Source organism: Bradyrhizobium sp. SYSU BS000235, from assembly GCF_049747295.1.
In the GTDB taxonomy this organism is placed as follows: domain Bacteria; phylum Pseudomonadota; class Alphaproteobacteria; order Rhizobiales; family Xanthobacteraceae; genus Afipia.
In genome coordinates, this window is sequence record NZ_JBMHJM010000001.1 from 4661297 (window position 1) to 4682724 (window position 21428).

At 61.0% G+C, this 21428-nt stretch carries 18 protein-coding genes; 9 read left to right on the forward strand and 9 right to left on the reverse strand.

All coding sequences use genetic code 11. The features are described from left to right. The first annotated feature begins 140 nt into the window (after positions 1–140). The gene (locus ACP0KA_RS21905; RefSeq protein ID WP_424630824.1) at positions 141–1121 is read left to right on the forward strand and encodes an aldo/keto reductase; all 981 of its coding nucleotides are present in this window, start codon (positions 141–143) and stop codon (positions 1119–1121) included. A 92-nt stretch (positions 1122–1213) separates the two neighbouring features. Here the strand turns inward: ACP0KA_RS21905 and ACP0KA_RS21910 are convergent, their stop codons facing one another. Both ACP0KA_RS21910 and ACP0KA_RS21915 read right to left on the reverse strand, forming a co-directional pair. Further along, positions 1214–2404, reverse strand: coding sequence for an acetylornithine transaminase (locus ACP0KA_RS21910; protein ID WP_424630825.1), 1191 nt, complete (start codon positions 2402–2404; stop codon positions 1214–1216). A 305-nt stretch (positions 2405–2709) separates the two neighbouring features. Continuing rightward, on the reverse strand, positions 2710–4140 hold the full coding sequence (locus ACP0KA_RS21915) for an aldehyde dehydrogenase family protein (RefSeq protein ID WP_424630826.1): 1431 nt from the start codon (positions 4138–4140) through the stop codon (positions 2710–2712). 210 nt (positions 4141–4350) lie between these two features. Between ACP0KA_RS21915 and ACP0KA_RS21920 the strand changes: the two genes are divergently transcribed. Further along, the gene (locus tag ACP0KA_RS21920; protein WP_424630827.1) at positions 4351–4725 is read left to right on the forward strand and encodes a winged helix-turn-helix domain-containing protein; all 375 of its coding nucleotides are present in this window, start codon (positions 4351–4353) and stop codon (positions 4723–4725) included. Positions 4726–4738: 13 nt separating this feature from the next. Here ACP0KA_RS21920 and ACP0KA_RS21925 read toward each other — a convergent pair whose 3' ends face one another. Continuing rightward, complete coding sequence (locus tag ACP0KA_RS21925) at positions 4739–5119, reverse strand: hypothetical protein (protein WP_424630828.1); 381 nt, start codon at positions 5117–5119, stop codon at positions 4739–4741. Between the two features lie 318 nt (positions 5120–5437). Here ACP0KA_RS21925 and ACP0KA_RS21930 point away from each other — a divergent pair, with 318 nt between their 5' ends. Then, on the forward strand, positions 5438–6046 hold the full coding sequence (locus ACP0KA_RS21930) for a DUF2478 domain-containing protein (RefSeq protein ID WP_424631686.1): 609 nt from the start codon (positions 5438–5440) through the stop codon (positions 6044–6046). Here the strand turns inward: ACP0KA_RS21930 and ACP0KA_RS21935 are convergent. From ACP0KA_RS21935 to ACP0KA_RS21950, 4 genes are all read right to left on the reverse strand, one after another. Further along, the gene (locus ACP0KA_RS21935; protein WP_424630829.1) at positions 6039–6821 is read right to left on the reverse strand and encodes an ABC transporter ATP-binding protein; all 783 of its coding nucleotides are present in this window, start codon (positions 6819–6821) and stop codon (positions 6039–6041) included. The genes ACP0KA_RS21930 and ACP0KA_RS21935 overlap by 8 nt on opposite strands. Continuing rightward, positions 6818–7822, reverse strand: coding sequence for a FecCD family ABC transporter permease (locus ACP0KA_RS21940; protein WP_424630830.1), 1005 nt, complete (start codon positions 7820–7822; stop codon positions 6818–6820). Before ACP0KA_RS21940 ends, ACP0KA_RS21935 begins: the two co-directional genes overlap by 4 nt. A 9-nt stretch (positions 7823–7831) precedes the next feature. Next, entirely contained in the window at positions 7832–8884 is a 1053-nt protein-coding gene (locus ACP0KA_RS21945; RefSeq protein ID WP_424631687.1) for an iron ABC transporter substrate-binding protein, read from the reverse strand. A gap of 172 nt (positions 8885–9056) precedes the next feature. Beyond that, positions 9057–10094 carry an LLM class flavin-dependent oxidoreductase gene (locus tag ACP0KA_RS21950; protein ID WP_424631688.1) on the reverse strand — a complete coding sequence of 346 codons (1038 nt, stop codon included), beginning with the start codon at positions 10092–10094 and terminating at the stop codon, positions 9057–9059. 352 nt (positions 10095–10446) lie between these two features. Between ACP0KA_RS21950 and ACP0KA_RS21955 the strand changes: the two genes are divergently transcribed. Continuing rightward, positions 10447–10944, forward strand: a complete 498-nt coding sequence (locus ACP0KA_RS21955; RefSeq protein ID WP_424630831.1) for a DoxX family protein — start codon at positions 10447–10449, stop codon at positions 10942–10944. Here ACP0KA_RS21955 and ACP0KA_RS21960 read toward each other — a convergent pair. Further along, positions 10939–12351: an ATP-binding protein gene (locus tag ACP0KA_RS21960; RefSeq protein WP_424630832.1), complete on the reverse strand. Its 1413-nt coding sequence runs from the start codon at positions 12349–12351 to the stop codon at positions 10939–10941. The two genes, ACP0KA_RS21955 and ACP0KA_RS21960, sit on opposite strands and share 6 nt — an antisense overlap. Next, the gene (locus tag ACP0KA_RS21965; RefSeq protein WP_424630833.1) at positions 12348–13013 is read right to left on the reverse strand and encodes a response regulator; all 666 of its coding nucleotides are present in this window, start codon (positions 13011–13013) and stop codon (positions 12348–12350) included. Before ACP0KA_RS21965 ends, ACP0KA_RS21960 begins: the two co-directional genes overlap by 4 nt. A gap of 102 nt (positions 13014–13115) precedes the next feature. Here ACP0KA_RS21965 and dsbD point away from each other — a divergent pair, with 102 nt between their 5' ends. The 5 genes from dsbD (at position 13116) to ACP0KA_RS21990 (ending at position 21220) form a co-directional block, all read left to right on the forward strand. Further along, positions 13116–14942 (forward strand): protein-disulfide reductase DsbD, encoded by a 1827-nt coding sequence (gene dsbD, locus ACP0KA_RS21970; protein WP_424630834.1) that lies wholly within the window; start codon positions 13116–13118, stop codon positions 14940–14942. 31 nt (positions 14943–14973) lie between these two features. Further along, complete coding sequence (locus tag ACP0KA_RS21975) at positions 14974–15612, forward strand: DsbA family protein (RefSeq protein ID WP_424630835.1); 639 nt, start codon at positions 14974–14976, stop codon at positions 15610–15612. A gap of 302 nt (positions 15613–15914) precedes the next feature. Further along, the gene (locus tag ACP0KA_RS21980; RefSeq protein ID WP_424630836.1) at positions 15915–17963 is read left to right on the forward strand and encodes a BTAD domain-containing putative transcriptional regulator; all 2049 of its coding nucleotides are present in this window, start codon (positions 15915–15917) and stop codon (positions 17961–17963) included. Between the two features lie 132 nt (positions 17964–18095). Then, on the forward strand, positions 18096–19214 hold the full coding sequence (locus tag ACP0KA_RS21985; RefSeq protein ID WP_424630837.1) for a helix-turn-helix transcriptional regulator: 1119 nt from the start codon (positions 18096–18098) through the stop codon (positions 19212–19214). A gap of 116 nt (positions 19215–19330) precedes the next feature. Next, the gene (locus ACP0KA_RS21990) at positions 19331–21220 is read left to right on the forward strand and encodes an autotransporter outer membrane beta-barrel domain-containing protein (RefSeq protein WP_424630838.1); all 1890 of its coding nucleotides are present in this window, start codon (positions 19331–19333) and stop codon (positions 21218–21220) included. Positions 21221–21428 lie beyond the last annotated feature (208 nt).

Consider the following 21428-nt stretch of genomic DNA (forward strand, 5'->3'; position numbering starts at 1 on the left):
TGAGCGGTGGGACGTTGCGCTGTTTCCGACAGGATACAGCGTCGCGCGACTTGCGTTTGACGATTGGCGAACTAGGCTGTCGGCCGCACCTTCGGCGCAACGCCGAACCTATCCGCCTTCGTTAGTCTTGGAGCCTATCAATGGAATACGTGAAATTCGGATCTACCGGCATGGGTGTGTCACGCATCTGTCTTGGATGCATGACTTTCGGCGAGCCCGACCGCGGTTCGCATAGCTGGACCCTGAAGGAAGACGCCAGCCGGCCGCTGATCAAGCAGGCGCTCGACCTCGGCATCAACTTCTTCGACACCGCGAATTCGTATTCCGACGGCACGTCCGAGGAAATCGTCGGCCGTGCACTGAAGGACTTTGCCAAGCGCGACGACATCGTGCTGGCGACCAAGGTCTTTAACCGCATGCGTCCTGGCCCGAACGGGGTAGGGCTGTCGCGCAAAGCGATCATGTCCGAGATCGACAACAGCCTGAAGCGGCTCGGCACTGATTATGTCGATCTCTATCAGATCCATCGCTGGGACTACGGAACGCCGATCGAGGAGACCATGGAGGCGCTCCACGATGTCGTGAAGGCGGGCAAGGCGCGTTACATCGGCGGATCGTCCATGCACGCCTGGCAGTTCGCCAAGGCGCTGTACGTCTCGCGGCTGAACGGCTGGACCGAGTTCGTCAGCATGCAGGACCATCTCAGCCTGCTGTACCGCGAAGAGGAGCGCGACATGCTTCCGCTCTGCATCGATCAGGGCGTGGCGGTCATTCCATGGAGCCCGCTGGCGCGCGGCCGTCTGACGCGCGATTGGAACGAGACCAGTGAGCGTCAGGAGACCGACCAGTTCGGCAAGACGTTCTATGGCCGTTCGTTGGAATCCGACAAGGTCATCATCGAGAAAGTTGCGGAGATCGCGAAGGCGCGGGGCGTGTCGCGGGCGCAGGTCGCGATGGCGTGGGTGCTGCAGCACGATGGCGTCACCGCGCCGATCGTCGGTGCATCGAAGGCCAACCACCTGACCGATGCGGTCGCGGCAGTGTCGCTGAAGCTGACAGATGATGAAATCGCCTCGCTCGAAGCGCCGTACGAGCCGCATCACGTCGCGGGCTTCGAATAAGGTCTGGCGCGATAGAAAATGCGGCTTCGAACGGATACCCGTTCGAAGCCGCATGTGTTTGCGATCAACATTCGCGGACTCAAGTTGTCACGCTAATGCGTCACCTCGGCGCCAAGCTTGGCAAGGATGGCATCGAGCTGTGAAATCATCTGGGCAATTTCGTACTGCGTGACGTTCAGCGCCGGCATGAAGCGCAGCGTCTCCGGGCGCGGTGCGTTCAGCAGGAGGCCATCTCGCAAGGCTTCCGCGACAATGGATGGTCCGATAGGGCGTTCGAGATCGAGGGCCAGCAATAGACCTCGACCGCGCACCTCGCCAAGTCCATGCCGCGCGGAAAGCCGTTCCAGTTCGTCCACGAAAAAGGCTCCGTTATCGACGACCTGTTGCAGAAAATCCGGCTGATCGATTTGTTGCAAAACGGCGAGGCCTGCCGCGCACATCAGCGGGTTGCCGTTAAAGGTGCCGCCCTGATCGCCGTATTCAAAACAGGAGGCGGATGTCGTCGCCAGCAGAACGCCGAGCGGGACGCCGCCACCGATGCCTTTTCCAAGCGTCATCACGTCGGGCGCGATGTCCGCGTGTTGGTAGTGGAACAGTTTCCCAGTACGGCCGATGCCGGTTTGAATTTCATCGACAATCAGCAGCAGTCCATATTGTCGCGTCAACTCGCGCAGCGCTTGCAGGAATTTATCAGTCGCAGGCCAGACGCCGGCTTCGCCCTGAACAGGTTCCAGCATCACCGCGACGGTCTTCCGGTTGATCAGCGCTTTGACCGAGTCCAGATCGTTGAGCTTGGCTTTCGGAAAGCCCGGCACTTTCGGCTCGAACAGCGGTTCGAATGCCTTCTTGCCGGAGGCCGACATCGCAGCCAAGGTGCGGCCATGAAAGGCGCCGTCGAATGTGATGATCTCGTAGGCGCCGTCGCGATGCAGCGCGCCGTATTTGCGCGCGAGCTTGATTGCGCCCTCGATGGCTTCGGCGCCTGAGTTGGTGAAGAACGCGTGGTCAAAGCAACTGCTGTTGACGAGCGCCTGAGCCAATTCGAGGCTTGGCGCGTTGTAGAAGGCTGGGCTCGGCGTCAAAAGCGTTCTTGACTGACGTGCCAAGGCCTCGGCGATTGCAGGCGGCGAATGTCCGAGGCAGTTCACCGCCCAGCCTTGCACGAAGTCCAGATAACGCTTGCCGGAACCGTCCCACAGCCAGTTGCCTTCGCCGCGAACGAATACGATCGGCGGGCGGGGCGTGATATCCATTAACGCGTCGTACGAATGTGCTGCAGTCATGCTGGGCTCCTGTGCTGGAAAGAAGCAGGCGGCCCAAACGCAAGGAGGCCGCACTGCGGGTGCGGCCTCCTTGAAGACATACTGATCTTTAAGCGTTCAGCATCGTCGTCGGACATGGCGCGACCCGGCATCGTCACAAGAGCGACGACGGAGTCCAGCGCGGAAGGTTGTCCGGTTGTTGTTCATGGCTGCATCCATACTGAGCAGCCGCGGTTCATGTCAATCGGCATTTCGAGCCGCATGCGCGGAATAAAAAAGCGGCCTCGAACGGACATCCGTTCGAGGCCGCTTTTGGCTTCTTATGATCAGGCGGCGTTGAAGCCGGCGATGGCCTTGACCTCGAGGTATTCCTCGAGCCCGAACTTACCCCATTCGCGGCCGTTGCCAGACTGCTTGTAGCCGCCGAACGGTGCGGTCCGTTCGTTCGGCACGCCGTTCAGATTGACGTTGCCGGCGCGCAGCTTGCGGCCGACCTTGCGCGCACTTTCGACGCTGCCGGCCGAGACATAACCGGCGAGGCCGTACGGCGTGTCGTTGGCGATCTTCACCGCATCGTCCTCATCCTTCGCGCCCAGGATCGAAATCACCGGCCCGAAGATTTCTTCGCGGGCGATGGTCATGTCGTTGGTGACGTCGGCGAAGACGGTGGGGCGGACGTAGTAGCCCTTGTTGACGCCCTCGGGCAGGCCGGGGCCACCGGCGACGAGGGTTGCGCCTTCGTCGATGCCCTTCTGGATCAGGGCCTGGATCTTGTCCCACTGGATGCGCGAGACCACAGGTCCGATGGTGGTGCCTTCGGCGCGGGGATCACCGGCCTTGGTCTTGTCGGCAACCGCTTTGGCAATGGCGGCGACTTCCTTCATCTTCGACTGCGGCACGATCATCCGGGTCGGCGCGTTGCACGACTGGCCGGAGTTGTTGAAGACGTGGGCCACGCCGCCGGCGACGGCTTTATTGAGATCTGCATCCTCCAGGATGATGTTCGGCGACTTGCCGCCGAGCTCCTGGCTGACGCGCTTCACGGTCGGTGCCGCGCGCTTGGCCACGTCGATGCCGGCGCGAGTCGAGCCGGTGAACGAGATCATGTCGATGTCGGGATGTTCGCTCATGGCGGCGCCGACCTCCGGGCCGAGACCGTTGACCAGGTTGAACACGCCCTTCGGCACACCTGCCTCGTGCAGGATATCGGCGAAAATCAACGCGGACGACGGCGTGAATTCCGATGGCTTCAGGATCATGGTGCAGCCAGCGGCAAGCGCGGGGGCCACCTTGCAGGCGATCTGGTTCAGCGGCCAATTCCATGGCGTAATCATCCCGATGACGCCAACCGGCTCACGCACGACCATGGCCGATCCGACCGGCTCTTCGAATTCATATCTCTTCAGCACCTCGAGCGTCGAGCTGAGGTGGCCGAGGCCGGCGCCGGCCTGCAGCTTCTCCGCCATTGGCAGGGGAGCGCCCATTTCGTCGGAGATGGCCGCACCGATATCCTTGATGCGGCTCTTGTAGACCTCGATGACGCGGGTCAGCAGCGCCACGCGCTCCTCGCGGCTGGTCTGGGAGAAGGTCTCGAATGCACGGCGCGCAGCTGCGACCGCCTTGTCCACGTCGGCCTTTGACCCGAGCGCGATGTCGTACATCGCTTCTTCGGTCGCCGGATTGACGACGGGGATCGATTTCTTCTCGACGGGATCGACCCACGCGCCGTCGATGTAGAACTGCATACGATTGACCATGACGTTTCCTCTTGTTTTACCGGATAGGATCCGGAGGGCGTATTGCTGCAGAAATAGGCGATGGAAATCAACCGGAATTGCGTGCGGAGGACTTCTGCGTGGCATGTCGGATGGTTGCTTTGCAGCGGATACAGACTATTGTTAGCTTGGCCGGTCCGAAGCCGTAACACATGGCATTGGGAACGCCGGTCGCGCGAGAGCCAGCGTGCAATGAAGAAACCATCCCAGACGCCTTCATTGAGTTTACGGATCGATCTCGATTCCGACGCCAGGATAGGTCCAGGCAAAATCCAGCTATTGGAAGCCATCCAGAGTTGCGGCTCGATCTCGGCCGCGGGCAGGGCGCTGAACATGTCGTACAAGCGCGCTTGGGATCTGGTGGATGAAATCAACACCATCTGTGGTCGTCCTGCGGTCGAACGGCAAACCGGGGGCAAGCATGGGGGCGGTGCGGCGCTCACGCCATTCGGCATCTCGCTGGTCGAGCGCTATCGGCGGATCGAGAAGGCGGCAGAGGCCGCGGCTCGCAAGGATCTCATGGCGCTTAAGTCCGATATCGGACGATCACGCCGCGCAGCCGGCTGATCGCCTGCGGTCATCAATTCATGAACTTTGCTTTGTCCGGCGCCGGGTAGGTCACCAGCGCTTCACCAAGCTCATGCTGCTGGCGCTGCCGCAACGAGAAGCTAACGCTGAAACCGTCGGTGGTGCTGAGCGTTACGATTCCTTGCGCATGATCCTGCGCGTGTTCGAATTTCCATGAGCCGAGCGGGTAAGTGTAGCGGAGTGTTTCGTCGCCGAATGAAACCTTCAGCGCTCGCTCAATCAGCGCGGGGAGGGTCATGGCAAGGGAACCTGCCTGTTCGATCGGAAAATGAATCGCCCGGGTCTGGCCACCGCTGTCGACAAATCCCAACGAGATGTTGCGGCCGTCGGCCGTGATGTCGCACGTCGTCAGGGTCTGACTTTCGATTTTCATGTCATCGAAACTCCACGATATATATACATAAATATAACGAAATCACGCAGGCCGTCCAGCCCGGTCCGGCAGGGAATGGTCGCGTTTCGGTTTTCGCGCGTTCTGTCTCACGGCATAAAAAATGGTCCAGCCTTGCGGCTGGACCATGAGGTGTCAAGAGAACACGCTGCGGGACGCCCCTCTTGCCGTGGAGATACCGCGCAAGTGCGCATGAAAAAGTGAAACGCACCTGCTTTGACCGATATACATAAAAAGATATAACGGTTCGGCCAGGTTTGTCAGCAGAGGAATGATGCCGTGGTGACTTATGCGCATGATGTGCCGGCGGAACCGTTCTCCCGTTCGCCGCAGTCGGGATGCGGGGTTTTCGATGCCCAATGCGATCTCGGTGCCCTGGTATACCAGCAGCATGAGACACCCGACGCATTACTCCGCGGTTTCGCGGATGATCTGATCGCACAAGGTCATCGCGTCGTCGGTCTCGTCCAGCTCGGGCATCACTGCACGGACGATGTCGAACTCTCTGTGATGATGCTGCACAATGGTGAGCAGCTTCAGTTGTTTCAGGACCTCGGCACTTGCGCGAGGGGGTGCCGTCTGGATGTTGACCGGCTGATGCGGGCCGGGGGCCAGATCGCGGATCAACTCGACGGCGCCGATCTGCTGATCATCAACCGGTTCGGAAAACATGAGCAGGAAGGCAAGGGGCTTCTGTTCCTGGTCGAACAGGCTCTCAGCCTCGACATTCCGGTGCTGATCGCAGTTCCAGACCTTCGCTTCCATCACTGGATCAAATTCTCCGGCGGCATGAGCGTGAAGTTGCCATGCCGGAGCGCCTCGTTGCATGCGTGGTGGAAGGCCGTGTCCAAGCACGCAGATATCTCTGCGAGCGATCAGCACCAGACGATATGTGAAGCGTTCAAATAGGCTGATGCTTTTTCCCGGGAACGACGACCGATCGTCCCGATGAGGTTTGCTCGATGGTGATCGGCAGGCCGTAAAGCCGCGACAACTCGTCTGAGGTCATCGTCGTTGTGGGGGCTCCCGTGACGAAACGATCGCGACCGAGAATCGCGACTTGATCCGCCACGAGGAAGGCGTGCTCGGGCTCGTGGGTGGAGAGTACGATGGTCAATCCGCTGGCGGACAGGTTGCTGATGGTGTCGAGCACAAGGCTGCGATTGCCGAGATCGAGGCTCGCGGTCGGTTCGTCCATCATGATGACGTTGGCTTGCTGGGCGAGGGCTCTTGCAATCAAGGCGAGCTGCCGTTGTCCGCCGGAGATGCGCGTTGAATCCCGTTCGGCAAGGGCGCCGATGCCGAGCAAATGGAGAGCGCGTGCGGCTTCGTCGTAGTCCGCTTTGCGCGGGGTGCCGAAGGCGCCGAGATAGGCGGTGCGTCCCATCATGACCAGATCGAGGACCGTGTAGGCAAATTCCGAAGGCGACGCCTGCGGGACATAGGCAATCTGGCGCGCGATCCGCTCCCGGCTCATCTGCGTGATGTCTTCACCGCCTGCGAGCACTGATCCTTTGATCGGCGGGATCAAGCCCAGCAATGTCTTGAACAGGGTGGTCTTGCCGACGCCATTCGGGCCGAGCAGGCATGTCACTGTGCCCGGAGCGAGAGCGAGATTCAGGTTGCTCGCGATTGTCGTCGATCCGTACCCGATGGCGAGGTTGCGCGCTTCGAGCGTCGTCATGGCACGAGCCTTTTGCGGCTACGCGCCAGCAGCCACACGAACAACGGACCGCCGATGGCAGCGGTCAGCACTCCGAGCGGGATCTCGATGCGCGCACCCGCCCGGGCGAGCGTATCGACGGCAATCATGAATGCGGCGCCAAGCGGGATCGATGCAAGCAGCAGGCGATCGAACCGTGGTCCGGTGAGAATGCGCGCCATATGCGGGATCATCAGCCCGACCCACCCGATGACGCCTGAGATCGCGACGACGCTTGCGGTCACCAGCGTTGCCGCGGCGATCACGATAACGCGGATGCGCTCGACGTTGACGCCGAGCGCGCGGGCTTCATCGTCACCGAGGGAGAGGACGCCGATCCGCCAGCGCAGCAGGATCAATGGTGCAAGGCCGATCAGAACAACCGGTACGGTGGCCGCCACATCATTGGCTTTCACGCCGGCGAGGCTGCCAAGCAGCCAGAAGGTGATGGCGGGTAACTGGTCGTAGGGGTCGGCGAGCACTTTCACGAGAGAGATCGCAGCGCCCGCGAGTGCGCCGACCACAATGCCGGCCAGCACAAGCACCAGCACATCACCGCTGCCGCGCAGCGTACGTGCCAGCGCCACCACGATCATCACGGTGACCATGCCGCCGGCAAATCCGAACAGCTGGATGATCAACACCGGCAATCCGAGCAGGATGCCGATCACCGCACCCAGTCCGGCGCCGGTGGAGACGCCAAGAATGTCAGGCGAGACCAGTGGATTGCGGAACAGGCTTTGATAGGCGGCACCCGCAGCGGCGAGCGCGGCGCCGACGAAACCCGCGGCAATCACGCGCGGCAGGCGGATGTTGAACAGAATAGTCGAGAGCGTCGCGTCAGCGCTGGTGCCGAACAGGCGATGGGTCAGCACATCGAGAACGGTCAGCGGTGCGATCGGGTAGGGGCCGATACCCGATGCGATCAACGCAATGGCGATGAGAAGAACGAAGAGGAGAACGATCGTGGTTGCGGTGCGCAAGGCTGCGTTTCAACCTCCTGAACCGTCAAGCAAGGTGTTGAGCGCCGCATCCGTCAGCTCAACCTGATAAAACAGTTTGTAGAAAGCCCGCGTGTCGTCGCGCAGATTACCTTGCGTCTTGTCGGGGTAGAGCTTGTAGAGCAGCCACGTCAGGCCGGCGAGACGGTTGATCGACGGCGGCGAGTCGATAAAGCCGTAGGGCAGGTTGGGCGCCACGAAGATGCGGTTTGAGGCAACAGCCGGGACCGGCTTCCACTCACTCTTCGCATGTACGGCCTTCTGGAAACGATGATCCAGCGTGATGATGGTATCCGGCGCCCAGGCGATCACTTGCTCGGGCGAGACGTTGACGATGCCGCCTTTCTCGCGCAATCCCTCGACAACATTGATGCCGCCGACGCGTTCGATGATCTCGGTGTTGATCGAGCCGCGCGATCCGCTCTCAAGCCCTTCGGGGCCGCGCGCGAGATAGACCCGCGGACGTTTATCAGCGGGGATTTCGGCGATGATCTTGTCGACACGCGCAAAGGTTTGTTCGGCGGCGTAGGCCAGTGCTTCACCACGTTCCCTCACGCCCAGTACACCCGAAAGCAGGCGCAATGCTGCGGGGGTGTTCTGGAAGCGGCCATCGATGAGCAGATAGGGAATGCCGGTCTGCGACTGGACGCGATCCGCGAGCGATCGATACGTGTCGTTGATGGTGCCGAAATCGATGATGATGTCCGGCTTCGCCGCCAGCAGCCGCTCGAGATTGAGCGTGTCGCCGCGGCCGGTCAGGCGCCCCAGTTCGGGAAGGTCCCGGACCGAGGGAAGCAGGAACGGCTTTTCGGCGTCGCGCGGGGGGCGGACCCAGCCGATCATTTTCTCCGGCGCCAGCACATAAAGAAGCGTCGAGGCCGGCGGCCCGGCTGCAAACACCCGGGAGATGGTGTCGGGGACATCGACCTGCCGCCCGGCGGAGTCGGTCACGGTACGCGCGAGCGCAGGCGCGACAGACAGGACAGACGCGATGCAGAGACTGACGAATAGGGCGAGCGAAATGCGTTTGATGGCCTGGACCATGGTTGGATCTTCTGCCTCGGGTAACTTGTGGACCCAATTCATACCGGGCAAGGCGCTATCCGGCAAATCGCGCAGGCGGCATTGCGATATAACCCGGCCAATATGACGCGGGTTTCAGCGATTTCACCGTTCCGTGAAACCCGCGTGGGATCAACCGGTTCGAGGAGGTGGCTTACGCAGTCACCGAGCGGATGGCAGGCGAGACCTTCTCGCCGAGCAGGGTAATGGCGGTAGCCATGGCCTCGTGATCGGCGGACGCCGTGCTCATCTGGAACGTGACCCGCGACAGGCCGCCGAGAATGGCGTTCGCGCGCATCAGGTTGGCGGCCACTTCATCCGGATCTCCGATCAGGAACGTGCCCTTGTCGCTGCGCATGACCTCGAAGTCGCGGCGGCTCGGTGCCGACCAGCCGCGCTCGCGGCCGATCACGGACATGATCTGCGCCCAGCCGGGATAGAAGATGTCTGCGGCTTCCGTCGATGTCGGGGCGACGAAGCCGACCGTATGCAATCCCACGCGCAGTGTTTCCGGCGGATGGCCCGCGCGCTGACCGGCTTCGCGATAAAGATCAACCAGTGGGCGAAACTGCTCGTAACGTCCGCCGATCACCGCCAGCATCAGCGGCAGGCCGAGCATGCCGGCGCGCACGAATGATTGCGGCGTTCCGCCGACGCCAAGCCAGATGGGCAGCTTGTCTTGCAGCGGACGCGGGTAGATGCCCTGTCCGTGCAGCGCGGGCCTGAACCGTCCGGACCACTCGATGCCGGTGGCGCCTCGCACCTTCAGCAGCAGGTCGAGCTTCTCGGCGAACAGATCGTCGTAGTCATTCAAGCTGTAACCGAACAGCGGGAACGCCTCGATGGAAGAGCCACGGCCGACAACGATTTCAGAGCGGCCCTTCGAGATCAGGTCGAGGGTTGCGAATTGCTGGAAGACGCGCACAGGGTCTGCCGCACCGAGCACCGTCACGGCGCTGGTGAGACGGATCGATTTTGTCCGTGCCGCCGCAGCCGCAAGGATGAGCGTTGGTGCGGAATCCAGAAACTCCGATCTGTGATGTTCGCCCAGACCGAAGATATCGAGGCCGACCCGGTCAGCGGTCTCGATCTCCGCAAGCAACTGCTCCATGCGCTCGGCCGCGGCAAGTCGCTGGTCACCCGGTTGCGGGCCCTGCGGGAGCATGGCGAAGCTGTCAATTCCAATTTCCATCGCGGGCATGTCGGGATCTCTTGTTGAGAAAAGTGAATCGCGGCGCGGGGACCGCATCGCGAACGTTCGATCTGTCGGTGAGGTGGAAGCTTAGATGTCGAAAAAGCGAAATCGTGCAAGAACGCACACGTGTGTCACTCGCGCACACGGGTGTTACTGTCTTGCACGGAGCGCATGTCTGCTCTCAGTATTCCTCTGCGGATTGTCATGGATAGGTCACGCGTCATTGAACAAGTGTGAGGCCGACGCATCATTCGCTTAAGTCTGCTTTAAGCTCGCATTGGTCCGGTCTTTGCGCCTGATCCCGTGATCCGGATCAGGCCCATCAATCCCGTCAAGACTGGACTCTCATATGCGCTCGCTTGTCACCCGCTACTACGCTCTCACAGCTTCACTTCAATCCGCCTGGTATCCAATTCCACTCAGGATGATCGTCGGCTTCGGTTTCATGCAGCACGGTTATGCGAAGTTGGCGCGAGGATCTGACTCCTTCGCGGGCATACTTCATGCGCTGCATGTTCCCATGCCCTGGATGATGTCGTGGCTGACGATTTTGATCGAGCTTGTGGGCGGCTTCGCCGTTTTCGTGGGCGCGTTGCTTCCGCTTGTCAGCGTTCCGATGGCGGTGGTCCTGCTGGTGGCGATTTTCACCGTGCATCTGCCGAATGGCTTCAGCTCGATCAAGCTGCAGTCCGTGACCGAGAGCGGCGCGCATTTCGGCCAGCCGGGATATGAGACCGATCTGCTTTATCTCGCGGGACTTGTTGCTCTCATCATGGGCGGAGCCGGGCCGCTGTCAATTGATCGGTTTCTCACCTCGCGTCGCAAGGCTGATCGATCGGTGCTATGACGCAGCCTTGAGGCGAAGCGTCGCGCTGTCATGGATATATTCGCCGGATGAATCGCTTTGCCCAACGGCGCGACTGATGGGCCAGATGATTTGAGCCCGCAAACCTGATCTGTCGCTTCGGTTTTGCAGGCTCAACCGTGCGCCGCTGGTTCTCACGGCGAGATCGACGATGGAGAGGCCAAGGCCGCTGCCGACGGTGCTTTTGTGGCGGCCGCGGAAGAACCGGTTGGTGGCGAGAGCGAGTTCATCGGACGGAATGCCCGGGCCTTCGTCTTCGGCAAAGATAGCCAGTTCGTCGCTGGTCGTTGCCGCTGACCAACGGATCACGCCGGTCTCCGGCATATGATGAAGTGCGTTCTCATGCAGGTTGCGGATGGCAAGCGTCAGGAGTTCGCGGTTGGTGTTGATCACTGTGCGCCGAAGCGATGGATCAACGACCACTTGAATGCCGGCACTCGTGGCGGGGAGAGCACTCACGATTTCATCCACCACGGCGCCTGCATTGATGTCCGCGTTCGGCTCTGCCTGTTGTACGGCGTCGAGCTTGGCGACGGTGAGAAGCTGGCGGACCAGCCGGGTGGTTCGATCGACCGCGATCACGATCTGCCGCAACGCTGCATCGCGCGTCGGCTTGTCAGACGCGGCCATCGAGATCTGCGCCTGCATCTTCAGGCCGGCTAATGGCGTGCGCAGTTCATGCGCGGCGAAGGCCGTGATTTCGCGCTCGTGCTGTCGTGCCGCCTGGACCTTGGCAAACAGGCTATTCATGGACGTCACGACCGGATGAATTTCCTTCGGGAGCGGTCCGACATCGACCGGGCTCATGTCGTCGGCGTCGCGTGCCTGCAGCCCGTCCGCCATGAGACGCAAGGGTCTTAGTCCGCGATCAAGGCTGACCCAGATCAGAAAGCCGAGCAGCGGAATCATCAACAGTGTCGGGGCCAGCAGGCCCTTGATCAGTTCTGCCACAAGATGGTCCCGCAAGCTCAATCGGTCGCCGACGAGAACGCGGATGCCTTTGGCGTGATCTTCGATGGTGTAGACGCGCCAGGTTTCGCCGTCGATCTTACGCTCGGAGAAGCCCGCGCGGGTGTCACTGAATTTCGTCGCGGGGGCGCCGCTGGACTTCGCGACAAGTTGTCCGTCCAGCGACCAGATCTGACACGACAATTGCCGCTCGTAGCTTGGAATGTCGACCACGTGGTTCGAGGTCGGGCCTTGTCCGGCGGACGGCATGCCGTTCGGCACCAGCGACGACACCATGCGCGCTGCCTCCTGCAGTCGCGCATCGAGAACCGTCTCGACCTCCTGCTTTGCGCCGACGTAGATCCAGCCGGCAGCGAAGAACCAGATCAGGCCGGTGGCGGCGACGAGAATGACAAACAGCCGGCTACGCAGCGAATTCATGCGGCGTCCAGTTTCATGCGGTAGCCGAGGCCGCGCACGGTCTCGATCCTGTGCTTGCCGATTTTTGCGCGCAGCTTGTGAACGTGCACTTCCACGGTGTTGCTTTCGATCTCTTCCTGCCAGCCGTAAAGGCGCGCTTCGAGATCGTCCTTTGAGATGACTGCGCCGGGGCGCCGCATGAGAGCAGCGAGGATTGCAAACTCGCGGCGCGACAGCCGGATCTGCTCGCCACTCACACTCGCCGCCATCTGCGCGGGATCGAGCACGATGCCGTCATGGGAGAGAAAAGGGGAAGCACGACCCGTTTGTCGGCGACCGATGGCGCGCACCCGCGCGGCCAGTTCGTCGAGGTCGAAAGGTTTGCCGAGGTAATCGTCGGCGCCGGCATCGAGGCCCTTCACGCGATCGGCGGTCTCGTCCTGCGCGCTCAACAGCAGCACCGGTGTCCGGTCGCCATCCGCGCGCATCTCCATCAAGAGATCGAGCCCCGACCCATCGGGGAGCATCAGGTCGAGAACCAGCGCATCGAACTCGCTCGATGCCACCGCTGCGCGGCCGTCGGCGCAATTCGACACGACATCAAGGGTCGCTCCGAATAGCCCAAGGCCGGCACGCAACCCGTCGGACAGCACTGGATCATCTTCGACAACGAGAATTCGCATGAACGGTTAATCCCCAACCGGGGGCTCAGATGATGTTCCAGGCTTAAGGCTGGCTTAAGGTGGACAATTCACATGGCGCCCGTCATTCACAGAAGGTACGCCATGCCATACGTGCGCACGCTGCGGTTTGTTACGTTCATTGCCTTGATATTTGCGCTTGTTTCCCGTGCTGCATTCGCCGCCGGCCCCCGCCCGGCGGACGAGGTTTTCAAGCTCAGCGTTCAACTCGACGAGGAAACCGGGATCGAGCTCAACTGGTCGATCGCACCGGGCCATTATTTGTACCGGGAGAGGATCGGTGCGACACGCGACGGTAAGCCGTTAAAAATGACCTTGTCCCGTGGGGATATGAAGGATGATCCGACGTTTGGGCTGACCGAGGTCTATCACGGCATGGCAACGGCGACCGTTGCCATGGAGGATTTGCCCAAGAGTGGAACAATCCAGGTCACCTATCAGGGATGCGCAGAGAATATCCTCTGCTATCCGCCTATTACAAAAGCGATCGATCTCGAAACGCTGGCGGTGACCGATCCCTCCGAAGCCGAACACAATGGCGTGAGCACGCGCCCCGTCGAGTATGAATCCGCAGGAGCGGTGCCTATGGCAGCACAACCTGAAACGGGAGGCGAATCTGGCACCGCAAGCATCAGCCTCGACGGCGGATATATTCCCATGATCGCGGCGTTCTTCGGGTTCGGCCTGCTGCTATCGTTCACCCCATGCGTGTTTCCGATGGTGCCGATCCTGTCGGGTATGCTGGCCCGCACGGGCGGTGGTTTATCGATGGGGCGGAGCCTGGTTCTGTCGGGCACCTATGTGCTGGCGATGGCTGCGGCCTACGGCATGCTCGGCGCCTTCGCCGCGTGGTCCGGGGAGAACCTGCAGGCGGTCCTGCAGACGCCATGGGCCATTCTGCTGATGAGCCTGATCTTCGTGGTGCTGGCGCTCTCCATGTTCGGGCTGTTCGAGTTGCAGCTTCCCCAAAGCTGGACGACGAGGCTCGCCGGGGCGGCAGGCAATCGCGGGTCGGTTAGCGGAGCAGGGCTGCTGGGATTTGGATCGGCACTCATCGTCGGTCCGTGCGTCACGCCACCGCTTGCGGCTGCGTTGATCTATGTCGCGCAGACCGGAAATGTTCTCCGTGGCTCGTCGGCGCTGTTTGCCCTCGGTGTGGGAATGGGAATTCCGTTGCTCGCGTTCGGCATTCTCGGCGCGAAGGTGCTGCCGCGATCCGGGCCGTGGCTCGCGCATGTCAAATCCGCATTTGGCTTTATCTTTATCGGTCTTGCCATCTGGATGGCGTCGCGCGTGCTGCCGATCGCGGCGGTGGCCGCGGCGTGGGGCGCGTTGTTCATTGCAATCGGCTTTGCGCTTGGCGCGTTGAACATTTTCAAGTCGAGATGGACCACGCCGCGCATGGCGTTCCGAACGGCCGGTGTCATCGCCATGCTCTACGGCTGTGTGTTGCTCGTTGGTGCTGCGAGCGCGCGGTATCAGACGCTGCGTCCGCTGGATGCGGTGGGTCTTGTTACGCGGCCCCAGGTCGCCGGCGCGGACAACAGCCATTTCCAGACGGTTTCCAGCGAAGCCGAGCTTGATCGTGCAATCGCAGTGGCCAGCAAGCAGGGCCGCATGATCATGGTCGATTTCTCGGCGGAATGGTGCGTCGAGTGCAAGGTCATGGAGCGTAACGTGCTCTCGGTGCCGGCGGTGCTGCAGGAGCTGCACAATGTTGTCCTGATCCGCGCGGATGTGACCCGTGTCGATCAATCCAGCAAAAAGCTGATGCAGCGGTTCGATGTAGTGGGTCCGCCGACCATTGTTTTCCTCGATCCGGAAGGATCGGAAATTTCAAATGCGCGTGTGATCGGCGCCGTCGGAGTCAATGCTTTCCTTGCCCAGGTCGCCAAGGCGCTGCGCGCTTGAACCATCATCTTTCGTTAATTGGAGACTTCAAATGGAAAACCTGATTTCACGCGCGTCCTTCCTGCGCCTCGCCGCAACGTCGTTGCTGATCCTGCCGTCGGTTGCTTTTGCAGATGACAACGAAATTTCGAAAGACGACATCCTGCATGACCCGGAAGCGCCAACGGCAGGCAATCCGAATGGCGATCTGACGATCGTCGACTTCTTCGACTACAATTGCCCGTTCTGCAAAAAGGCGGCGCAAAATCTCGAACGCCTTGTGAAAACCGATGGAAAGATCCGGCTGGTCTACAAGGACTGGCCAATCCTCGGGCCGACGTCGATCATCGGCGCGCGGATTGCGTTGGCGGCGAAGTATCAGGGGAAGTATCTCGACGTTCATCATGCGCTGATGAGCATCCCGGGCGAGGGCATTTCGCAGGAGCGCATGATCGAGGAGGTGCGCAAAACCGGTATCGACATGGATCGGCTCGACGCGGACATCAACGGGCATGCTGAGGAGATCGGCAAGCTCCTCAAGCGCAACATCGCCATGGGCGCAGCCATCGGCTTTCTGGGAACACCCGGCTTTCTGATCGGGCCCTATAGGGTCAACCAGGCTCTCACTTACGACGGCTTCGTACACGCCGTTGCCGATGCGCGGGCCAAGCAGAAAAAGCAACCAGGCTAAAAGCTGCTGTCTGTAGACTCATTTCTGCGTCAGGAACATAAGGAGGAAACCGGACATAGCGGGATGACTGGCGTTCCCGTGATGTGATCAAACCCGCCGTCGCCACTGGATCGTGCTCGGGTATTATAATACACACGGACTCGGCCCGCTCTTTTTGAAATGCAATGATAATGGCGCCGACGGAAACGCCTCGCGATCACGCCCTTTTTGAAACGGGCGCCCCCTTTGAGTTGCGCGTATTGGGCAACTTCGAACTGGTTAGTCGGCAATCGGGTGCGTCACTCCCGGTGTCGAGCGCGAAGATGCGCGCCTTGCTGGTGTATCTCGCCGCTGCGCCACGCTTCTCGGAATCCCGCCGCCGCCTTGCTTCGCTGTTGTGGGGCAGCAGTGCCGAAGAGCAGGCCCGCCAAAGCCTGAGGCAGTTGCTCAGCAATTTTCGCCGCTTGCCCGAACAGGCCGGTAAGATCATCGTCTTCGACGACGAACAGGTCAGACTCGATCCTGAAGTTGTTGCCGTCGATCGAGATCGGCTGATCAACGTACCGGCGGATGCCGATGTCTCCGAGGTCGCGCAACTGGCGGCGCTCTATCGCGACGATCTGGGAACGGGGCTCGATATCGGTGAATCTGATTTCGATGCGTGGTTGCATCAGGAGCGGGCGCGCTCGCGCGACACCGCGATTTCGGTTTTCGATCGCTTGATTCGCGGTCTCGCTCAGCTCAACAGACATCAGGAGGCTCTCACTTTCGCAAATCGTCTCGCCGCGATTGATCCGCTGCGTGAGGAAACGCATCGGCTGGTGATCGAGGAGGAAGCGATCGTGTCCGGCCGCGCATCCGCGATGATGCGGTATGAGCGTTTTCGTGTCCTGTTGCGGGAGGAACTCGGCGTTCATCCTGAACCGGCGACGTTGCGTCTGATCGATCAGCTTCGTCAGGCATCAAAACCATCCATACAAGAGCCGGACACTGCGCAACCTGCTGCATCAGTCGTGCCGGAGGAGACACGTGTTGAGCCGTCGCAAGTTTCGCGTAAATCCAAGACGCGATGGCGACCGGCGCTCGCGGCGGCAATCATGGTCGGCCTCATCGTGGGAGGCGGCTGGATCATCGCGCAGTCATGGAATACCGCCTACGGGCCGGTCTCATATGTTGGCGAGGGCAATGGGCGCGCGTCGGTCGTGGTGCTGCCGTTCGAAAGTTCGACGGGGCAGGGCGATCTGAATGATCAAGCCCGTGCTTTCGAATCGGAAGGACGGCTGGCCGTTGCGCGTAGCAATCGCCTGTCCATCGTTGATTTTCCTGAAAACATGACATTGCGAAATCCGGCTGCGGTCGGCAGGGCATTGCGTGTGAGGTACGTAGTAAAGACACGCCTCGCGCAAACAGCGGACGGCCTTCATGCCGATGTCAGCCTGTTTGACTCTGAAACCAGTGTCAGCGTCTGGTCTGCGCCGATGATGTTGAGCGGTCAATCGACCATCAAGTTCGCCCGCGAGTTTTTCCGCTCGATCTATGCGGAAATCGCCATTCATCGCGCCAAGGCGCTCACATCCACGCAGCCGGATTCCATCCCGGCGCTGCTATGGCGGGCCGAAGCGTCGCGGATACGGACACGCGTCGGCGAGAGTGATCCCGCCGAGATCACATTGTTCGAGGCGGTCCTCGCGCGCGATCCCGACCAGCTCTATGCGTTGCTGGGCTTGTCGGACTGTTTGATCTTGCGGGTTGCGCGCGTCCAGAGTCCCGACCGGAAGGCCGACATCCAGCGGGCCGAGACGCTGCTCACACGGGCGCGGGAGCAGGCGCCCAATCTCGCCGAGGTCGCCTTCAGCCGAGCCATGCTCAACAAGCTGCAGGGACGGTTCGAGCAGGCCGCGCCTGACTTCGAACGCGCGTTCTATCTGGACCGCACGCACTGGAATGCGGCCGCGCAGTCCGCCCACGTCAAGATCTTCCTCGGCAGGTTTGACGAGGCTTATGAGCAGATGGAGGCCGCGGTCACCAACCTGCTCCCAGACATTGGCGCCGCGGAGACCGCCTACATCGCGGGTGAAACCGCATTGGTGGCCGGGCATGCCGATCGGGCTGTGGCCTATCTCGATATGGCGATTGCCGGGAACGGAACGATCTCCCGAATTCACGCCCTATATGCCGCCGCGCTCGAAATGGCTGGACGGCATCAGGAGGCGCACGCGGCTGCAGTGCTTTCCCAGCAGTTGAAGCCGGTCTTCACCGTGGAGATGATGGCGCGGCGAGGGGGCCCGTCCACCAGCCCGCTCTACAAGGCAGCGCGCGACAAGTATGTCGCCGCCTTCCGAACCGCTCTGGTACCATCTTCAGCGTATTGAAAATACAGCGAAAAATCCGTGTGTGACGAATTTCACGGAGGCTTGACGACGCGTTGACGGTCCCGATGGTCAGGTGGCGGACAACATCGATTTCCAGGATAGCCGCGTGACGGTTGTCCGGCGCCAGGCCGAATGCGACTTCATTCCTCTGACCTCGAAGCCCTCAGCCGCAGCCTCATGGAGGCGGCGCTCGATCCCTCGTTATGGGGGAAGGCGATGGACGATATGGCGCGCCTCAGTCATTCGACCGGGGCGGCGCTGATCCCTGTTCTTGGCCGGATGCCAAACCTCCCGCATTCGAGTTCGCTCGCCGAAGGGTTCGGTGAATATTTCCGGGACGGCTGGCATCTCCGCGATCAGCGGGAGGGAGGGCTGCCCACCATGCGGGCCAAGGGCTATTTCGTCGATCAGGATTTTGCGTCATCCGGCGAGTTGCGGTCCTCCGACTATTATCGCGGATTTCTCGCGCGCTACGACTGCAACTGGTCGATGGGGATCGGTGTGAACACCGGCGAGGACGAGTGGTGCCTCATTCTCCAACGCGGAGACCGTCCGGGGTTGTTTGATGAGTCAGAACAGAAGCAGCTTATTCAACTGGCGGCTCCAATGAACCAAGCCGCGTTGCTGTCACGTCATCTTTCCTTCGGCCGGGCGGCTGGCATGAATGAAGCATTCGCGCTTCTTGGCTGCGCCAGCATTCTTCTCGACCGGTCGAGTAAGGTCTTCCAGTTCAACAAGGAGGCCGAGGCCTATATCGGCGACCGCCTTCTGCTCAGCCGGGGCGATCTGTCGTGCTTTAAGCCTGAAGAGACTAAGGAACTGCGCAAGCTGATTCATGAGTTGTGTTTCGCCACCGATGAATCGTTCCTCAAGCATCCGCGAAGCGTCATCATCAGTGGACGGTCGAGCACGCCTCTGGTGATCCAGGGCGTCAGGTTGCGCAGCGCGGTGACCGAGGTGTTCAATTGCGCAAGCGCCTTGCTGTTCATTGTCGACCCATTCCGCGACAGACCGCCTGCGCCGGCCGATGAAGTGCGTCAGGTGCTCGGACTAACCAAGGCCGAAGCAAGCCTTCTTGCACTTTTGGAAGCTGATACGCCTTTGCCGCAGGCGGCAGATCGCCTTGGGGTGTCGTACGAGACGGCGCGATCGCAGCTCAAGCAGATCTTCCGCCGGACCGGCACCAAGCGTCAGTCCGAGGTTTTGAATCTCGTGCGGCGAATGATTCTGCGGCTCAAGTCGGGCGGCTGACGCGCGCGGATTTTCTGCCACAAATAAATTCGCCAACGATCACCCAATCGGGGGATGGCCCGAATCCCGGACTGCCACACGGTCCGCCACAAGGAAATCGTTGAGGGGACGTGGGCGTGGTGGGGAATGGGTGGCAACGGGCTGGTTCCGTTGCGGGGGTGGCGAGGTCGCTGATCGTTGCGCTGTGCGCCGTATTTATTGTGTCGTCTGCAAAAGCCCAGACCTTCGACCAGTTCATCGGCATTGGTCCGAGCAACATCGACAGCGGGTACTTCAAATACAACAATCAGGGCGACTTCCACTTCGCCGCCGCGCGGGCGAATGGCGGGGCCATGACGCCGTCGACCGGCTTGATGAACTCCGATTTCCTGGCGGCCTATTTCGGTCTGACGGCGCGTCCGTTCAATGCACCGGGCGGCGGCACCAACTATGCGGTCTCGGGAGCTCGCGTCAGCGGTGCAAATACTCTCGCACCGGCAAGCCCATCCATTCTCCAGCAGTTCAGTCTGTATTTGGCCTCGACCGGCGGCGTCGCCAACCCAAACGCGCTTTATCTCGTCAGCGCGGGAAGCAACGATATCAGCTTCGCGACCAATACGTTCGGCTTTCAGACGCCGGCGTACTTTTCATATTTGAAGACGCAGGCTGATGCGTTCACTGCGGCCGTGATCAATCTGCACGACAAGGGGGCGCGGTACATCATCATCCCGAATATCTCGGGTGATTTCATGAACAAGGAAATCTACGGTCAGCTCGCGGCCGCAGGGGTTCAGTTCATCCCGGCTGACTTCGTCGCTATGCGTGCGGCGGTCATGGCCAATCCGCAGCGTTTTGGGTTTATGTCCGCGCTGCCGGGCACTCTGACGTCTCCGTCTCCATCCGCGTGCCAGCCGCCTCCGGGAGCTTATTCGGGATACGGTCTCTATTGCATCTCAAGCACGACGCCGACACCATCCGTGGCCAACCTGGCATCCGCGAATGCGCAGCAAACCAGCTTCTTCTCGGACGACCTGCACCTGAGCATCGCGGGACAGAAGATTCAGGCTGACTACTATTACAGCCTTCTGGTCGCCCCAAGTCAGATCTCGTTTCTCGCGGAGAATGCGATCCAATTCCGGCGCAGTGTCGACGGCGGCATCCAGCAACAGATCGATCTGTCGATGCAGCGCGCCACGCCCGGCTTCAATATCTGGTTCAACGGCGATATGTCGTCGCTGAAGATCGATAACCGCTCCGGATTTCCCGGCGATCCGAGCACGCCGATCTCGGGCACGTTGGGCGCCACCTATACATGGGCGAGCAATGCTCTGGTTGGTGCCGCGCTTACCCTCGGCGATCAGTCGCCGACGTTCTCATCCGGCGGTGGCTTTAAGGAGAGGGAGGTTGCACTCAGCGTCTATGGCGCAGTGCGCGGCGGGCCGGTCTGGGCCACTGCCGTGCTCAGCTATGGCTTCCTGAACTACGACGTGCATCGTGTCGTGCCGCTCGGCATTGCGTTCGACAATAATCTTGCGAAGGCAAGCGGTGGGAACTTCTCCGTCGCCGGCATGACCGGCTATGACTTCACGATCGGTGCGATCACGCACGGCCCCGTCGCGGGTATCGAATTCCAGACGGTTCGGATCAACGACTTTGTCGAGAGCGGCGGCAGCTTCACCGGTCTTGCCTTCAGCAACATCGGACGCGAATCGGCCGTGACGTCGCTCGGCTATCGCGCGGCGTTCGACTACGGCATCTGGCGGCCGTTTGCGCAGGTGACATGGAATCATGAGTTGATCGACACGTCCGCGAAGACAGTGACCGCCGCGCTGACGACGGGCGTCTTTCCGGGCTATGCGATGCCGATCGTCCAGCTTGGGCGGGACTGGGCTACTGCGACGGTTGGGACGACAGTTCATCTCGATGCGCGCCTGACGGGCCTCGCGGCAATCACCGCGCAGGCGGGCCAGGACAATGTCGTGGTTTATGGTGGGCGTGTCGGTTTGAACTATGCGTTCGGTGGCTGAGGTGTCTCAGTCAGTGGACGCGTCGTTGGGTGGGTTGCGCGTATATAGTAATGTCGGGCTGAGGGGCGGGGGGCGGTTCAAGGACTATATTCCGCCCTGCGGCGGTCCGATACCTTGACCTTCTACCGGTCCCGCAGTAGATAACCGACACCTGCTGCTGGCCCGTTTCGGATTTCCAGCGCGGCATTACATCCCCGGACAATCGAGC

Coding starts and splice junctions, on each gene's coding strand:
- ACP0KA_RS21910 (WP_424630825.1), bottom strand. CDS start 2,404: ATGACTGCAGCACATTCGTACGACGCGTTAATGGATATCACGCCCCGC.
- ACP0KA_RS21915 (WP_424630826.1), bottom strand. CDS start 4,140: ATGGTCAATCGTATGCAGTTCTACATCGACGGCGCGTGGGTCGATCCC.
- ACP0KA_RS21955 (WP_424630831.1), top strand. CDS start 10,447: ATGCGCTCGCTTGTCACCCGCTACTACGCTCTCACAGCTTCACTTCAA.
- ACP0KA_RS21925 (WP_424630828.1), bottom strand. CDS start 5,119: ATGAAAATCGAAAGTCAGACCCTGACGACGTGCGACATCACGGCCGAC.
- ACP0KA_RS21975 (WP_424630835.1), top strand. CDS start 14,974: ATGGAAAACCTGATTTCACGCGCGTCCTTCCTGCGCCTCGCCGCAACG.
- ACP0KA_RS21950 (WP_424631688.1), bottom strand. CDS start 10,094: ATGGAAATTGGAATTGACAGCTTCGCCATGCTCCCGCAGGGCCCGCAA.
- ACP0KA_RS21945 (WP_424631687.1), bottom strand. CDS start 8,884: ATGGTCCAGGCCATCAAACGCATTTCGCTCGCCCTATTCGTCAGTCTC.
- ACP0KA_RS21905 (WP_424630824.1), top strand. CDS start 141: ATGGAATACGTGAAATTCGGATCTACCGGCATGGGTGTGTCACGCATC.
- ACP0KA_RS21985 (WP_424630837.1), top strand. CDS start 18,096: ATGCGACTTCATTCCTCTGACCTCGAAGCCCTCAGCCGCAGCCTCATG.
- ACP0KA_RS21935 (WP_424630829.1), bottom strand. CDS start 6,821: ATGACGACGCTCGAAGCGCGCAACCTCGCCATCGGGTACGGATCGACG.
- dsbD (WP_424630834.1), top strand. CDS start 13,116: ATGCCATACGTGCGCACGCTGCGGTTTGTTACGTTCATTGCCTTGATA.
- ACP0KA_RS21920 (WP_424630827.1), top strand. CDS start 4,351: ATGAAGAAACCATCCCAGACGCCTTCATTGAGTTTACGGATCGATCTC.
- ACP0KA_RS21960 (WP_424630832.1), bottom strand. CDS start 12,351: ATGAATTCGCTGCGTAGCCGGCTGTTTGTCATTCTCGTCGCCGCCACC.
- ACP0KA_RS21980 (WP_424630836.1), top strand. CDS start 15,915: ATGCGCGCCTTGCTGGTGTATCTCGCCGCTGCGCCACGCTTCTCGGAA.
- ACP0KA_RS21965 (WP_424630833.1), bottom strand. CDS start 13,013: ATGCGAATTCTCGTTGTCGAAGATGATCCAGTGCTGTCCGACGGGTTG.